The organism is Ammoniphilus soli (assembly GCF_040813775.1).
On record NZ_JBEGDL010000063.1, the window covers coordinates 1 to 16,320 of the forward strand.

16 protein-coding genes and 1 pseudogene are annotated in these 16,320 nt (G+C 42.9%); 15 read left to right on the forward strand and 2 right to left on the reverse strand.

Annotation, left to right across the window (positions count from 1 at the left end):
* Positions 1-133 precede the first annotated feature (133 nt).
* Complete coding sequence (locus ABLT31_RS36820; protein WP_367760698.1) at positions 134-442, forward strand: winged helix-turn-helix transcriptional regulator; 309 nt, start codon at positions 134-136, stop codon at positions 440-442.
* Between the two features lie 167 nt (positions 443-609).
* Entirely contained in the window at positions 610-2,211 is a 1,602-nt protein-coding gene (locus ABLT31_RS36825; protein WP_367760700.1) for an S-layer homology domain-containing protein, read from the forward strand.
* Between the two features lie 37 nt (positions 2,212-2,248).
* Here ABLT31_RS36825 and ABLT31_RS36830 read toward each other — a convergent pair whose 3' ends face one another.
* Positions 2,249-2,968 (reverse strand): S1C family serine protease, encoded by a 720-nt coding sequence (locus tag ABLT31_RS36830; RefSeq protein ID WP_367760701.1) that lies wholly within the window; start codon positions 2,966-2,968, stop codon positions 2,249-2,251.
* 292 nt (positions 2,969-3,260) lie between these two features.
* Between ABLT31_RS36830 and ABLT31_RS36835 the strand changes: the two genes are divergently transcribed.
* A complete protein-coding gene (locus tag ABLT31_RS36835; RefSeq protein WP_367760702.1) occupies positions 3,261-3,425 on the forward strand; it encodes a hypothetical protein in 165 nt (54 codons plus the stop codon).
* Between the two features lie 103 nt (positions 3,426-3,528).
* Here ABLT31_RS36835 and ABLT31_RS36840 read toward each other — a convergent pair whose 3' ends face one another.
* Positions 3,529-4,428 (reverse strand): DMT family transporter, encoded by a 900-nt coding sequence (locus tag ABLT31_RS36840; RefSeq protein WP_367760703.1) that lies wholly within the window; start codon positions 4,426-4,428, stop codon positions 3,529-3,531.
* 177 nt (positions 4,429-4,605) lie between these two features.
* Between ABLT31_RS36840 and ABLT31_RS36845 the strand changes: the two genes are divergently transcribed.
* The 12 genes and pseudogenes from ABLT31_RS36845 to ABLT31_RS36900 all read left to right on the forward strand — a co-directional run bounded on the left by ABLT31_RS36845 (position 4,606) and on the right by ABLT31_RS36900 (position 16,224).
* On the forward strand, positions 4,606-5,478 hold the full coding sequence (locus ABLT31_RS36845) for a LysR family transcriptional regulator (protein ID WP_367760713.1): 873 nt from the start codon (positions 4,606-4,608) through the stop codon (positions 5,476-5,478).
* Between the two features lie 289 nt (positions 5,479-5,767).
* The gene (locus tag ABLT31_RS36850) at positions 5,768-6,928 is read left to right on the forward strand and encodes an LL-diaminopimelate aminotransferase (protein ID WP_367760714.1); all 1,161 of its coding nucleotides are present in this window, start codon (positions 5,768-5,770) and stop codon (positions 6,926-6,928) included.
* 30 nt (positions 6,929-6,958) lie between these two features.
* Positions 6,959-7,405 carry an MFS transporter gene (locus ABLT31_RS36855; protein WP_367760704.1) on the forward strand — a complete coding sequence of 149 codons (447 nt, stop codon included), beginning with the start codon at positions 6,959-6,961 and terminating at the stop codon, positions 7,403-7,405.
* A 31-nt stretch (positions 7,406-7,436) separates the two neighbouring features.
* Positions 7,437-7,991, forward strand: a complete 555-nt coding sequence (locus ABLT31_RS36860) for a chromate transporter (RefSeq protein WP_367760705.1) — start codon at positions 7,437-7,439, stop codon at positions 7,989-7,991.
* Positions 7,992-8,138: 147 nt separating this feature from the next.
* Positions 8,139-9,107, forward strand: a complete 969-nt coding sequence (locus ABLT31_RS36865) for a formylglycine-generating enzyme family protein (RefSeq protein WP_367760706.1) — start codon at positions 8,139-8,141, stop codon at positions 9,105-9,107.
* Positions 9,108-9,402: 295 nt separating this feature from the next.
* On the forward strand, positions 9,403-10,044 hold the full coding sequence (locus tag ABLT31_RS36870; RefSeq protein ID WP_367760707.1) for a sulfatase-like hydrolase/transferase: 642 nt from the start codon (positions 9,403-9,405) through the stop codon (positions 10,042-10,044).
* Positions 10,013-10,321, forward strand: coding sequence for a sulfatase-like hydrolase/transferase (locus ABLT31_RS36875; protein ID WP_367760708.1), 309 nt, complete (start codon positions 10,013-10,015; stop codon positions 10,319-10,321). Before ABLT31_RS36870 ends, ABLT31_RS36875 begins: the two co-directional genes overlap by 32 nt.
* A 15-nt stretch (positions 10,322-10,336) precedes the next feature.
* Positions 10,337-10,951 (forward strand): annotated as a pseudogene (locus ABLT31_RS36880) (sulfatase/phosphatase domain-containing protein); the annotation flags it as partial.
* A gap of 35 nt (positions 10,952-10,986) precedes the next feature.
* Entirely contained in the window at positions 10,987-13,245 is a 2,259-nt protein-coding gene (locus ABLT31_RS36885) for an arylsulfatase (RefSeq protein WP_367760709.1), read from the forward strand.
* Positions 13,246-13,281: 36 nt separating this feature from the next.
* On the forward strand, positions 13,282-13,911 hold the full coding sequence (locus tag ABLT31_RS36890) for a YesL family protein (protein WP_367760710.1): 630 nt from the start codon (positions 13,282-13,284) through the stop codon (positions 13,909-13,911).
* 419 nt (positions 13,912-14,330) lie between these two features.
* Positions 14,331-15,569, forward strand: coding sequence for a serine/threonine transporter SstT (sstT, locus tag ABLT31_RS36895; RefSeq protein ID WP_367760711.1), 1,239 nt, complete (start codon positions 14,331-14,333; stop codon positions 15,567-15,569).
* A gap of 124 nt (positions 15,570-15,693) precedes the next feature.
* A complete protein-coding gene (locus tag ABLT31_RS36900; protein WP_367760712.1) occupies positions 15,694-16,224 on the forward strand; it encodes a glycine betaine ABC transporter substrate-binding protein in 531 nt (176 codons plus the stop codon).
* Positions 16,225-16,320 lie beyond the last annotated feature (96 nt).

Here is a 16,320-nt window from a genome sequence, read left to right on the forward strand (position 1 = left end):
CCGCTTGCACGGTTTATTGAGAGGGGTGGTTCAGTAATGACCACCCCTACTCTCTGTTTTCATGAACTTACTTTTTACAATTACGCAAAAATGGAGTATACTTTATGTAAGAATAATTCCAAGGGGGCTTAACATGAATTACTCGTCTATGTGCCCACGGTATGAAGCCGCAATGGAGTTGCTGGGGAAGAAATGGACAGGACTCATTATTCGCGTCTTGTTAGGCGGACCAAAAAGGTTTAAGGAAATAAAGGAACAGATCCCTGAGATGAGCGATCGGGTGCTTTCGGAACGGATGAAGGAGTTGGAAGATGCAGAAGTTCTAACGAGGAAGGTTTATCCGGAAACTCCCGTCCGAATTGAATATGAGTTGACCCCAAAAGGAAAAAGCCTAGAGCCAGTCATTCAGGCCATTCAGCATTGGGGCGAGCAATGGCTGTAGGAGTCCAATCTCATAGGGATTGGACTTTATTGTTAGCTAAAGGAGGGTGGCATAAGCCACTCTTTTTTTTATAAAAATAAAATTTTAGAAATAACACCCATAAAAAGAAGAATCCAGTCGAAAAGTATGGTAGAAAATAGAAAAAAACAATACAGGAGGAACCAAAAATGAAGACTTGGAAACATAAGATTTTACCTACCTTATTGGCTGGAACGCTAACCCTTTCCCTAGGGACAGCGGCATTCGCGGATTCGGACAAAGGAAACAACGGAAAAGGAAATGGCAAGGACAAAGGGAAAGGTCAAGTAGAAATCAATTTACAAATCAACTTCTATGATACACAAAATCACTGGGCAGGAAATATAGTTAAGTTAATGGTAGAAAAAGGAGTCATTAAAGGCTATGAGGATAATAGTTTCCGTCCGAACAAGCCTGTAACACAATTGGAAGCCATTACGATGGTAGTGAACTTGCTCACTAAAAATAGTGACGTCCTTACCGATGGAGATAGCTACATAGGCAGTAACGTACCTTCTTGGGCAAAAGATAACGTAAGACTTGCTTTAGTGAACGGCCTTATCGATTCTGATGATTTGAAGAACCCTAATAAGCCAGCAACAAGAATGTTTGTTATTAAATTGTTGGTTAATGCTCTAGGGGCAGATCTTGAGGATGGAGATAACAACAATTTGTTCTTCGGGGATATCGACTCGCTTTCTTCCGATGAAAAAGCCTACTTGTCCTTTGCGTTATTACAATCTCTAGTTGCAGGTTACGAGGATAAGACTTTCAAGCCTAACAAACCTGTCACTCGCGCTGAAATGGCGATCTTCGTTAATCGCCTATTAGGTAAGGTAGATATCAATTTTGGTAACAACGTTAGCGGAACGATTGCTGAAATCGACCTGGATGACGAAGAAATCAAGATTGGCTCCAGGACCTATGAGGTATCCGATGATGCGGTCGTGAAAATTGATGGAAAAACTTCTGACTTTGAAGATCTTAAAGTAGGCATGAAGGTCCAAGTCGTTATTGAAAATGATGAGATTAAAACTATCAACGCTACAACAGTTGCAAAAGCAGCGATAGATTTTAAAGTGGAAAAGATTACTGACGGGAAAGAAGCCGATGATGTGGAAGAAGCAGTGAAAACGGGTTCCCGTTTGACAGATACCACTCCGGATCTATCTGATCAGACTCTTTATATCGGTTTGAATGAAAAAATTGCTGAAGAAGTAAACGTCGGTGGTATTGATGGTACTGAAGATGATGGCTTCGAGGTAGCAGAAGAATTAGAAGAGGCGATTGCCGATGCGTTAGACGAAGAAGACAGGGTTCTCGTTACATTTGACGATGACGATAATCGCTTTGTTTTTGAAACCAATGATAGCCCATCCGATGAGGTTCCATCCATTCGTTTCGAAGGAAGAGCGCTAAACGAGCTTGGCTTGGATACATCCCTAACAAAGGGATCCCTTGGGACAGAAGCTGTTGCTGAGTCTTTAAAAATTACTGTAAAGTCGGATGCAACATCTGATGAGACGTATGCTGTCCAAGTCAAAGATGGAGTAATCAATCAGACAGTAGAAATCACTGTTGATGAAGAAGACAATGCAGATGATATTGCAGATAAAATTGCCGATGCCTTGTACGATAACGAAAGAATCCGTGGAGAATATACAATTAAAGCGGATGATAAAGTCGTTACCCTTACTTCCAAGAACCCAGGGGAAGATTTGAACCTAGCGGTTACTATTACAAGAAAATAATGGAGAATCGAAAAAGCCAACTTGATGTTGGCTTTTTTTATTGCCTCGCCAAGTATTTAGGAATTCTTTCTTTAATCGCGTCAATCCCAACGGCAAAACCTAAGCCTTGATTGTTTTTAATAATAAAAGCATTCATCCCAATGACTTCACCGTTCAAATTGATTAAAGGGCCGCCGCTGTTTCCCGGATTAATCGCGCAATCCGTTTGAATGATATCCTCATAGAGCTTATTAGAAATACGTACAGGACGATTTTTGGCACTGATGATGCCTTTCGTTACCGTATGCTCGAGCCCCATCGGATTTCCAATAGAAAGCACAAACTCTCCGACTTTGCTATCAGCAGAGGAACCGAGGGGGAGAGGAACAAGCGATCTGCGGGTTTGGATTTGCAAAACCGCTAAGTCTCTTTTCTCGTCACTCCATATCATCTTCGCTTTCCGTTGTTCTCCGCTAAACATTTTAACCATAATTTCCTCAGCATTATGAACAACGTGTTCACTCGTGAGGATATAACCATTGGGGTGGATAATAAAACCGGTACCGAAGCTCTTGGTCCGGCCGGAGGTTTGTTCCGATGGGGGAAATAGAAAGGAGAACAGGAAATCGCTTTGCCGTGCTGCTGCCCTGTCGTGGGTTTCTATCGAGATCACGCTGTGCTTAGCCCGTTCCACAATGGGAACGAAGTAATTCCCAGGATGATCGCAAGCGAGATTGCGTGATCGAACATTGGAAAAATAAATGGGCTTGCGCTTCAATATTGCCAATCCTCCTTCCGCTGTCTGTCTCAAGGATGGTCAAGAGAATGGGTTCATATCTTACTATATGTTGGAAGGGCTGGGGCTGACATGGGCGAGGGGAGAATGTGCGGGTGTCAGTGGTGATGTTGTGAAGATAATGATATTAATCAGCTACTGAAACAAGAAAGAGTACGGTAGGATATAGCACAACATCAGGCTAAACTTGAAGGCAAAAGAAAGAGAATCACCGTAGATGGATTGAAAGCTCAGTTGGAACAGAATGATCATGGTTTTTGTGGATTAAAATGGAGTGATTCAATATTTCTATAAGGCTGCTTCGGCAGCCTTTTACGATATCCGATATTGGACAGGAAGTTTCGAAGAAGAAGAAAAAAGGATACCATCGGCAGTTAACCAATCGGTAACCTTTACTCTTATTCATATTGTTTTGACCCTTTACACGACCAATAAATAATCCATCTTCAATCGGCAGTATAATGGATATCACTCTTTATTATCCCCCAGCGCTCAAGTACTTTTTCCAATATTATAGCATTCAAGGTATACTGGCTATTTGATTACTTAATAACCTTGATTTGTTTTGTTGTACCTCTTTTAATAAGTAGACTTTTAAAATTTATCTCGGCTGTAAGTACGCCTAACAAAACCAAGATCGCACCTAAATATCCTTTTATTGTAAGTGTTTCACCTGCGAAGGCAAACGCAAATAATGCTGCAAAAACGGGTTCTAACGAAAATAGCAGACCTGTATGGGTTGGAGTCGTATATTTTTGGGCTGTGGTTTGGACGACGAACCCAATGGCACTACAAAGTATACCCAATCCCAAAACGGATAGCCAGGTATCTGCTGTACTAGGAAGTTGTGGTGTTTCGAAAAATATGGAGAATAATAACCCCCATGCTCCGGTAAAACCAAGCTGTACAACTCCAAGAATGATAGAATCTACATCTTTAATTAGTTTTCCTGTAACAATGATGTGTATGGCATAAAACAATGCGCCTAAGATGCACAAGAAATCTCCTGAACTGATTTTTAATTGATGATTTAAAGTTATGAAACTGATGCCTGTAAAGGCTAATAAAACTCCAAACAAGATTCTTTTTTCCGGCATCTTCCTTAAAAAAATGGCTAACAAGAGGGGGACAAATATGACCGTAAGGCTGACCAGAAAGCCAGCATTGGAGGCAGTCGTAGATTTTATTCCAAAAGTAATGGAAGAAAATACCAAGAACAAAATCGATCCTAACAAAAATGCATATTTGATGGTTTTATAATCCGCATGTAAAAGGCGTCGATGAAATACGATACCAGCCAGTATAAAAGCTATTCCAAAACGCAATGCAATGAGGTTAAACTCCTGTATACCAACGAGTCCCAATTTCATGAACAAATAGGACGAACCCCAGAAAATGGTCACGATTAATAACATAAAATTAGCTTTTAATTGAATGTTCATAGCTACTCGTTCTCCTTACAACTAAACCCAAGAAGAGAGGTTTTCATACTTGAGTTTATTTAAAGTATGTTCAGTAAACTATTGCTTACTTCAAAGTATACGTGTAAATTATAGATAAGAAAAATGAATGTTATTAATGCAATAGGTGAAAAAAATTCATGCAAAGGAGTGTTGAAGCTGTCACTTACAAAATTTGAGATCTTTAATACGGTTGTAGAATTAGGGAGCCTGACAGAAGCATCTGTAAAACTTGGCTTAACTCAATCTGCTGTAAGTCATGCGATTTCTAGTCTAGAATCAGAATGGGGATTTTCTATCCTCAATAGAGGACGTACGGGTGTCCAGTTGACGGCTAACGGAGAACTTGTTTTGCAGTACATTCGCGAAATTATAAAATGGAACGAGCAATTGGTACAACAGATTGCCAATATTAATGGGCTAGAGTTAGGAACGGTTCGCATTGGCACCTTTTCGAGTGTATCCATTCAATGGCTGCCTGAAATTCTGAGTTATTTTCACCAATGCCACCCTTCCATAGAAATTAAATTGTTTGAAGGGAATTATGAGGATATTGAATACTGGATTACAAGTGGTGCTGTCGATTTTGGTTTTATGTCTTTACCCACTTTGAAGTCGTTTGAAGTTATTCCACTTAAAAAAGATAAAATGTTATGCATTGTTCCTGATCATCACCCTCTCGCTCATCGTAATGAAGTTAGTTTTCAACAAATCAAAGAAGAAAAGTTTATCATGCCAAAGAAAAGCTGCGATAATGATGTTAGACGAATATTAAAGGAAAACCAAGTTATTCCCAATATCAAATTTGAGTTGGAAGATGACCAAGCTATTATCTCCATGGTTCAAAATGGAATGGGTATTAGTATCCTCCCTGAAATGGTTTTGTATCGTGTCCCAGATCGTGTTAGCATTCTTAGACTAGAAGGAGATCATTTTCGTTCTATTGGTCTCGCTGCCACATCCTTTAAGAATATTTCTCCAGCAGCGAGAAAACTTGTTCAATATATTCAATCCTATTTAAACCAACCTTAATAAGTTCTCATTTAAATCCCTTTTCTATTTACTTGAAAAGGGATTTAATATTTTTAATTTTAAACAAGGATAATCCCGAATATTGCGTTCAAACGACGTGATTAATTATTAATTTAATCTTTTCAATCGTTGTTTTGTACAAATCATACGGAATATTATTACAACTGGAGGCGGTTTTTTGTGAAAAACAGACATAGTTATAAAATCTCAAAACCTATACATTTAATACATAAGATTTAAGCAATTAATTTAAATCATAAAAAGAGTATGGAAAGAGGTGATGATGGCTTTGCGTTTTCAATCGAAGAGAGTGGCACAAATTCCTCCCTATTTATTTGCGGAAATCAATAAGAAAAAGGCAGCATTGATTCAATCAGGAGTGGATGTCATTGACTTGGGAATAGGAGACCCTGATCTTCCTACACCACCACACATCGTAGACAAGTTAATTGAAGAAATGCAAGATCCAAAAAACTTAAAATATCCGAGTTTTGTGGGATGTGCTGAATTCAGACAGGCAGTAGCCAACTTTTACAAACGGCAGTACGATGTGGAGCTTGATCCAGATACAGAGGTACTTGCTCTAATTGGTTCGAAAGAAGGGCTCGCACACTTAATTCCAACATTAATTGATCCAGGTGATACGGTTCTAATACCCGACCCAGGCTACCCGGTTTATCGTATGGCGACGTATCTGGCGAATGGCCAGGATTATTATATGCCATTAAAGCAAGAAAATAATTATGAACCTCAATTCGATTTGATCCCTGAAGATATCCGCCAAAAAGCGAAGCTGATGTTTCTGAATTATCCGGGAAATCCGACTTCAGCCACAGTTGACCTGGAATTTTTCGACCGTGCTGTATCGTTTGCACGTGAACACCAAATTCCGATTGCGCATGATTCGGCATACAATATGGTCACATTTGATGGATACAAAGCTCCAAGTATTCTTGAAGCGGCTGATGCAAAGGAGATTGCTGTTGAGTTTGGATCTCTTTCAAAAACCTATAACATGACGGGGTGGCGGATTGGGTACATCGTAGGAAATAAAGACATCATAAAATCGCTGTCCACGCTTAAAAGTAATGTTGATACCGGGCAGTTTACTCCGATCCAGAAAGCAGCAGCTTTTGCTTTGAACAGTGATCAAAGTTGCATTACTAAACATAATCAAATTTACAAAGAACGAATGGATGCCATGTTGGATGGCCTTGCCTCCATTGGTGTGAAGGTGGAACCGCCAAAAGGAAGTTTTTTCATTTGGGCTCCAGTACCGGAAGGGTATACATCCACTGATTTTGCAACTCAAGTTCTTGAACAGGCTGGTGTGATTGTTACGCCTGGAAATGCATTTGGTCCATCAGGTGAAGGTTATTTTCGCGTATCCCTATCCGTTCCGAACGAAAGACTTTACGAGGCAATCAATAGAATTAAAGAAAAGCTTTAGATATGAATCTACCCGTTAGATCGATCTAGTATGTCCTGCTTGGGGGGAGGCTCCTTGCTCGGTGCCATCTATATGTCGCTGCGAGGGAATAAGCTTGCGGGTTCATCTTTCAGTATTGTTTGCTGTGTCTCTATATCTATATTTCTAGTATTAAACGGTATGTCGAACTCATTTTTTGTATCAGGCCTATTCCTTGCTATATCCGGTTTTCTTAATATTATTTTCATGATCCATTGCAATTCCTCGTTGCAGCTTCACTCCTGCGAGGAATATAGGGCAAGGGTTATGAGTGTCTACTCTTTAGTATTCCAGGGGTCTACCCCCGTCGGAAGCCTTATTACAGGTTATATAGCTGACCGGTACGGGGCAGATGGTGCATTCATAGGGAACGGTTTTCTCATCATCCTGCCGTTCGTCATCGTGCTGCTTCTATTCCATAGGAAGAAAACAGAGGCAAAGGAACAGCTGGTATCTTAATGAAGTCCATTTTAACGGAGTTGAAACTTATATGAAAACAGACTGGACACTGCTATGGCAAATTTTCCTGTCCTTTTTGAAGATCGGCCCCGTCACTTTCGGCGGTGGATATGCCATGATTCCCGTCATTGAAACGGAAGTGTCCAGACAGGGATGGATGACAACGCAACAGTTTACAGACGTAATTGCCATTGCCGGAATGTCTCCCGGTCCAATTGCCACGAACAGCGCGGTTTTTGTTGGGTATCAGACGGCTGGCATGGCCGGAGCGATCGTTTCCGCTTTAGGGATGCTTCTTCCATCATTGATGATTATCCTCATCGTCGCGACGTTCTTCTATAGAGCGAATAAAAACAGGGTCGTTCAGTCGGCCTTTTACGGCCTGCGTCCGATTATTGTTGGACTGATTATCTATGCTGCTATTAAATTTGCCGTTTCCAACGGAATTATTGGCGAATTAACCTACCACACATTGAGTTTATTTTTGATATTCTTCATTGCTTTATTTGCTTTGATGAGGCTGCGCGCACATCCTGCTAAGGTCATTGTTCTTTCAGGATTAATCGGGGTGACTTTATACACTTAAAGGTGGCGGCATGATCCATACGTACATTTTCAAGACTTTTGAAAAAATTAGCCCTGTTCACTTCTATCTAGTTATACTATTATCATTAATAATAGATCTAACTTTCAGGGATGATAGACTTATACCGACAACTGGAGGATACTAGCCATGGAACAAACCAAAAAAGCATGCTGTGCTGCGAGCCGGAACGTACCAATTGAGTTAGGTTCATTGAATAGTAAAACACAAGTTAAACAAGCAGCTCAAGGGTGGTTAGAGCAGATTAAGAGCAACTTTGTCTATATCGAAGGCGGAGAGTTTTTAATGGGAACCAACAGCCATGAAGGGTTTCCTGCTGATGGGGAAGGACCTGTTCGCAAGGTGACGGTCAAAGGATTCTCTATCTCACCGTACACGGTAACCAATGCGGCCTTTAAAGCGTTTGTCGATCAAACCGGTTATAAAACCGAAGCAGAGCGTTTTGGTTGGTCCTATGTGTTTCACTTACTCGCTTCTGAAGAGGTAAAATCCCAAGTGAAAGAAGTTCCGCATGGTCTGCATTGGTGGTTGCCTGTGGAGGGAGCCGCATGGAATAAACCCGAAGGACCTGACTCCAGTATCGAAGACCGTATGAATCATCCGGTTGTCCATATCTCTTGGCAGGATGCAGAAGCCTTTTGCAAGTGGTCGGGTACGAGACTTCCCACAGAAGCGGAGTGGGAGTTCGCCGCAAGGGGCGGACTGATCCAGAAAACTTATCCATGGGGAGATCTATTAAAGCCGGACCAGAAACACCGCTGCAATATTTGGCAGGGGAAGTTTCCAGATGTGAATCACGCAAGTGACGGTTATGTCGGGACAGCACCAGTGGACACCTATGAGCCGAACGGATATGGACTATACAATATGGCGGGAAATGTTTGGGAATGGTGCGGTGATTGGTTTACGCCGAGATATCACCTGGAAACCAGCAATGAGCAGCCTTTTTATGATAAGGAAACAGGACGAAGATCCATGCGCGGAGGCTCGTTTTTATGTCACCGTTCGTATTGCAATCGATATCGAGTCGCTGCACGCAGTTCGAATACGCCTGATAGTTCTTCAAGCAATATTGGATTTCGCGTGGTGGCTGAATAATTTCATCGTTAAAAACGCAAAGGGGATACCGAAGCTAGGTTCGGTATCCCCTTTATATTGTATTTTGCAGAATGGTAGTTTATAAGAGTCGCTGGGGGAAGGTCGTAGAAGTGTCATACAATGGTCGTCAGTTTGTTAGAGAGCCGTTTCGATATAAATTAGAATGATGTTATCAACAGCCAAAGAGCTGGTAACAAAGCTATGGCAAAAAAACCGCATATTATTAAATTCAATCCAGTGGTTTTAAGTGGTGTGTTTCCTCGAGGCAGATAAAACAGAAGGAGTGAAAATGGCTATGAAGAAAAGACCGAATTTTGTATTTATACACACCGATCAGCAGCGTGCAGATTGCATAGGGATAGAAGGCCGGAGAAAAGGACTGTTTACGCCCAACCTTGATTTTCTTGCGGTAAGCGGCATGCGATTTTCTGCTGCCTATTCCACGACACCTGTGTGTATTCCGCAAAGATTGACCTTCATGTCGGGACAGACCGCATCGACTCATGGCGTACTGGGTAATACAGGAATTCCTTATTTCCCTTTTGAAACGACACTCCCAGCGGAATTGCAAAAAGGAGGCTATCAAACCGCTTTAGTAGGGTGTACCTTCCATACGTACCCTTTTGATCATCCCTATGGATTTGAATATTATATGCCGGGTGATCCCAGCTCGGAATTTAAAGATAGCAAGGACCCCTTTTTCACTTTCGTAAGGGAACATGCGCCGGAGGGTTCGGGCGGATATTATGGGAATGGCACCGATAATAATTCCTATCTCGGTGCGCCCTTTCATTTACCGAATGAATTGCACCATACCCAGTGGACGACGGAAAGAGCACTAGATTTTCTCAAAGACCATGACCAGAGTAGCCCTTTTCTATTAACGGTAGGCTACTACGCTCCGCATGGTCCTCAAAATCCGCCTGCGGACTATTAATCGATACTACTACAATGAAGAGTTAGATACTCCTGCCATTGGAGAATGGGCGATCCCTCCTGTTGCCAATTGGAGTCCTTCTCGCAGTCCTTATGTGAATCTATCCGGAGAACTGATGCGAAGCAACAGAGCAGGTTATTATGGAAATATCAGCTTTATAGATATGCAGGTGGGGAGAATCATCAGCCAGCTGCAGCGAATTCCGAATACGTATATCATTTTCACCTCGGACCATGGAGAAATGCTAGGGGATCATTATCTCTATCATAAATCCTAGCCCTACGAGGGATCCGCGCGAATTCCGTTCTTAATATCCGGTCCTGGTATTTCGCCTATGCAGGAATGCGACAGAACGATCGGATGGCATGATATTATGCCTACCTTATTGGACTTGGCCGATTTGCCTATTCCAGAGAACGTGGATGGGAAAAGTCTGGTGCCTTTGCTGAATAATCCTGCCAGTGAGGAATGGAGAGAGTACATTCATGGTGAATGTTCGCGTGCGATGTCTCCTTACAAACTTCCAGGTCAAGTGACGGAAGGAAATGTAGCCTATGAGCCGGGGTACCATTATTTAACGGATGGGAAAACAAAGTACATTTGGTATACCCAGAGCGGGCGGGAGCAGTTATTTGATTTGGTAGAGGATCCGCATGAGTGTCTCGATCTTTCTCCTAGGGAGGATTATGCGGGAGAGCTTCAATTATGGCGGGGAAGGCTGATTACTGCTCTCCAAGGCAGACCGGAAGGGTTTACGGATGGGGAGCGATTAATAGCCGGGCAGGAATACCCTGCAGTGATGGCAAATGCTCTGGAAATAGTAGATCGACGCATCGAGGAAGGGTACAAGATCGTGTATTACAATCCGAGAGCAGCAGGGAAAAAGAAAGCACTTCAGAAGGAATGACGGACAGAGTAGCTTTTGGGGAGAGGGGTCAAAAGATGGCTATTTGGGAAAAGGAATCATTTCAAGGCCGAATCGGAAAAACGGTGGAGGAATCCACCCCTTGTTGGGCAGATAAGCCTGAGATCGCAGGATTGCCTAATGTTGTCATCGTATTGCTCGATGACTTGGGATTTGCCCAATTGGGATGTTACGGATCGGACATATCGACGCCGAACATCGATGCGCTGGCGCAGAATGGATTGCGTTATAACAACTTTCAAACTACAGCGATGTGTGCTCCGACACGTGCCGCACTCTTAACCGGCCGCAACCATCATTCGGTTGGCTTGCGGAGTGTGCTATCCGCTGATGCCGGTTTCCCGAATGCTCGCGGCCGAATTGGCAAAGATGCGGCCTTGATCAGTGAGATGCTGTTGGACAAAGGATATAACACTTTTGCGGTGGGGAAATGGCATCTGAATACGCCGGCGGAGCATTCGTTTGCCGGGCCTTTTGACAACTGGCCGCTAGGCCGAGGGTTCGAGCACTATTACGGGTTCCTGGGTGGGGCTACGAGCCAGTGGAATCCGGATTTGGTAGAAGGGAATCGCCGCATTTCGCAGCCTGCTCGGGCGGAGGACGGCTATCATATTACTGAAGACCTCACCGATAAGGCAATGGACTACATCCGTGAACAGAAAACGGCCGCTCCTGATAAACCGTTCTTCTGTTACCTGGCGTATGGTGCCCCTCATGCTCCCCATCACGTACCGCAGGAGTTCATCGATAAGTACAAAGGAAAGTACGACAAGGGCTGGGACAAGACGCGGGAGGAATGGTTTGAACGCCAGAAGGCGCTTGGCATCATTCCGCAAGACGCCGTATTGCCGCCGCGCAGCCCCGAAGTGCGGGCTTGGGATGAACTCAGTGCGGATGAGAAACGTCTCTATGCTCGATTCCAGGAGGCGTTCGCCGGCTTCATGGAGCATACGGACTACCATATCGGGCGATTAATTCGGTTCCTTACCGACATCGGGCAGATGGACAACACCCTTTTCGTGCTGTTATCCGACAACGGTGCATGCTCCGGAGGCGGAGAACATGGCGAATTCAACCTGCGAGCGGATTGGTCTGGACCGGAGTCGTTCGAGAAGAAGCTGGCCCGCTACGATGAGATTGGGACACTGCTTGCCAACAACCATTATCCGAAAGGGTGGGCCCATGTGGGCAACACACCTCTGCGTTGGTACAAATCGTTCGTTCACGCGGGCGGGGTGCGTGACCCGCTGATTATCCACTATCCTGAGAAGATAAAGGATCCTGGCAGCATTCGCGATCAGTATCATCATGTGACCGATATTGTGCCGACCATCCTCGAACTAACAGGGTTTAGTGCTCCAGAAGTCTATAAGGGTGTGCCCCAGCAACCGATTCACGGCATCAGCATGGTGTATACGATGGAGCAGCCGGAGGCTAAATCGCAAAAGAAGGCGCAAATTTATGAAATGCAGGGGCACCGGGCCATCTATCATGACGGGTGGAAAGCGGTAGCCTTGCATCGGCCAGATCAAGACTTCGAAACCGATCAATGGGAGCTTTATGACGCTGAACAAGACTTTACTGAAATGAACAATTTAGCGGCAAAACAAACAGAGAAGCTTCAGCAGCTGATCGACCTATGGTGGTCGGAAGCGGAAAAATACGGATTTCTGCCCTTGGAGAAACGTTCGATGGGAGCTGTGTTTGCATCCCTTGCAGCGAAAGGGCAAAATCCAGCCCCAATCCAACGAACCTATTATCGTTCCGAATGGGGTTTACCTATCCCAAAAGCACCAAACGTACGCAACAAGCCGTTTGCCATTCGGGTCGAAGTGAGCCGTGCGGATACTTCTGCGCAGGGTGTACTTGTCGCAGTCGGCAACCGGTCTGGGGGCTATGCCTTCTACATCAAAGACAACCGGCTTGTTTTCGCCATCAATGGGGGCTCTAAGGTGTATCAATACATTACATCGGATGAATTGTTGCCGGCAGGGGACGTGACGCTTAGCTTTAAGTTCATCAAGACCGGCGATAATCAGGGCATTGGCAGCCTGCATTGTGGAGACAGACAGATTGGATCCGGTCAGCTAAAGGGAGCGTTCGCTCCAGGCATGTTCGGGCTGTTCAACATTGGGAAAAATGAAATTGCACCGGTCGTTCCGGTCTACGAAGTTCCTTTCCGTTTTACGGGAGAGTTAAAGAAAGTCACCTATTCGGTGAGCACTCCGGATCTCGATGCCAAAAGTATGGTAGAGTTGGAGCTGGCATCGGAATAAGGGTTTAATGAGAAGCAAGTGGGAGGTATCATTTAAATGACGGGACTCATGGGCGGAATCTATAGAATCTCGGAATGGATTATGCGATTGGCCTATCTCAACTTGTTATGGATCTGCTTTACTCTAGCAGGTTTGGTTGTTTTCGGAGTATTCCCTGCAACCGCAGCCATATTTGTCGTAAATCGCAAGTGGATGATGGGAGAACTGGACATTCCGGTCTTTAAGACTTTTTGGTCAGCCTATAAGACGGAATTCTTGAAAAGCAACCTGCTTGGACTGATCTTAGTGGTTTTGGGTTTTATGCTTTATATCGATTACAGGTTTTTTATGGAAACCCAGTACGCAGTCTTGCAAATGCTATACTTTCCCTTCTTGGCATTCATCTGCTTGTATAGCTTGCTCCTTTTGTATGCTTTTCCCGTTTTTGTCCATTATGAAATGAAGATATTCCAAGTCCTGAAGAATGCCTTGCTAGTCATGATCTTGAATCCTCTTCCAACTATCATGATGGTCATGGGCAACATCATTGTCTACTATACCATGATCTCTTTTCCCGGACTGATTCCTTTCTTTGGGATAAGTATTTTTGCTTTTGTTATTACTTGGTCTGCCCACTATGCTTTTGCAAAAAATCAGAGATATATAGAAGTCCTTCAAAATGAGTAAGTTGAAAGTGCCGCCTAGGATTAAATGCCTTGGGTGGCATTTTTGTTTTACCCGATTTGCCGTTCCAAAGAGCTATAAATTCTATTGGAATCGTAATCACTTGCAAAGAGATTGTTGATACGTAACTTTTTTCCTTTGTATTATATCGAAAAGTTCATTATAATACTATTTATTATAAAGACAGTTATCTTCAAGTCCTCCAGCGAAGAAATTTAATCATAAAGAAACTTATTTAATCAGTAATAAACTCTATTAGATGTTCCTTTGGAGAAGTGAGGTTAGTATATACCGTATCACTTTATTATTCGATAAATCTATTTTTAATAGACTTATTCTATCGTTAGGATTATGAGAAATGAATACATCAGATATATAAACAAACAAGTTCAATTTAATATTAAACTATTGGGGGAACATCTATGAAAAGCATCCTGAAAAAGTGGAATCAATTGAGTCTGGTAAAACAAATAATTGTAGGTTTAATTCTTGGTGTTTTCCTGGCTCTAATGATCCCCGAAACAGCAAAACCTGTTGTCATTTTAGGGACTTTATTTGTTGGTGCTTTGAAAGCCATTGCACCTGTGTTGGTACTCTTCTTGGTTATGTCGGCCATCGCTCAACACAAGAGTGGTCACCAAACGAATATGAAATCCATTATCCTCCTATACCTGTCAGGAACTTTTTCAGCTGCATTAATAGCCGTCATTGTAAGTTTTATTTTTCCTGTAAGCTTAACCCTTGCAAAGGGAGCTGAAGGTGTGACGCCTCCTGGCGGTGTTGTAGAGGTTCTCAAAACATTACTGATGAACATTGTTGATAACCCGGTTAAAGCCATTTTCAATGCAAACTATATCGGTATTTTAGCTTGGGCGATACTGCTTGGTCTTGCTTTAAGAAATGCCGCAGATACAACGAAAACGATGATTGCTAATTTTGCAGATGCTGTGTCCAAAATGGTTAAATGGGTGATTAAGCTTGCTCCATTAGGAATCATGGGGCTGGTATTTGAGTCTATTACGGCAAATGGAATTGAGGCATTATTAGGCTACGGGAAATTACTTGCCGTTTTGATTGGCTGTATGGTCTTTGTGGCGCTGGTTGTTAACCCAATCATTGTGTTCGCGGCTATACGTCAAAACCCTTACCCGCTTGTTTTTAAGTGCTTGAAGGAAAGCGGTATTACAGCGTTCTTTACACGCAGCTCAGCTTCAAATATTCCAGTAAATATGAGATTATGTGAAAATCTAGGCTTGAATAAGGATAGTTATTCCGTATCCATTCCATTAGGTGCAACCATCAATATGGCTGGTGCCGCTGTTACCATTTCTGTTTTGACGCTTGCAGCAGTTCATACACTAGGCATCCAAGTGGACCTGCCTACAGCAATTATCCTTAGCGTATTGTCAGCCGTATCTGCTTGTGGCGCATCAGGGGTTGCTGGCGGATCGTTATTGCTGATTCCTCTGGCATGCAGCTTATTTGGAATCCCGGCTGATGTTGCTATGCAGGTCGTTGGAGTAGGGTTTATCATAGGGGTTTTACAAGACTCTTTTGAAACGGCACTTAACTCATCCACTGACGTACTTTTCACAGCAGCAGCTGAATTTAAAGAGAGACGTAAAGAAGGAAAAAAGATTAATATCAACAAAGTAGCATAAAGAAGAAATCTTCTTAACTGGCGCTTAGACTGCACCCCTATTGTTAGGTTGGACTAACATTGGAGGTGCAGTTTTTTTATGGGTAGCTTGTAGGACTTACTGTGTTGATCCAAATACGGATGAGATGCATTGGTTTGTGGGAGGAAGGAAAGATCAATATCTTGAGGATTGGGATGATGAGAAACTCATCGTTTTTTGTTTAGTTGATCCGGACATGGTTTACCAAGAATTAATGGAAGAAGATAGGACAAGGGGATTCGTTTGGCTGCCGGAAAGCAAAATTACGCATAAGCCTGTCTTACTGATGAAGCCATCTCAGGCTAGACAATGGAATATTCGTACGATCAGTGATTTGGCTGAGTTAGTCCGGCAAAACAAGATAAAAATCAGATATGCCGCAGATAAAGAATTAATGATGAGCAAAGAACTGGTACGTCGCCTTAAAATCGGTTATGGGCTAATCATTCCTGAAAAGGATTTGGTTTCAGTGGAATCGCATCAGATTAATCAGGCCTTAAATGAAAATCATACGGAAGTGGCGATCGGGTGGTCTTCAGATAGTCGAATACAAAAATACCACCTGCTGGAACTTGTTGATGATCGGCTGCTTTTTCCTTCCTTCCATATAACTCCGGTTATCAGAGAAAGTGCTTGAGCTTTAATATAAAGTAGATATTCAGGATAAGAAGTATCAACGGTAGCAAGGGGATTTTTGACCGAATCAAACTTGTTGTTAAAAAGAGAGTAATAT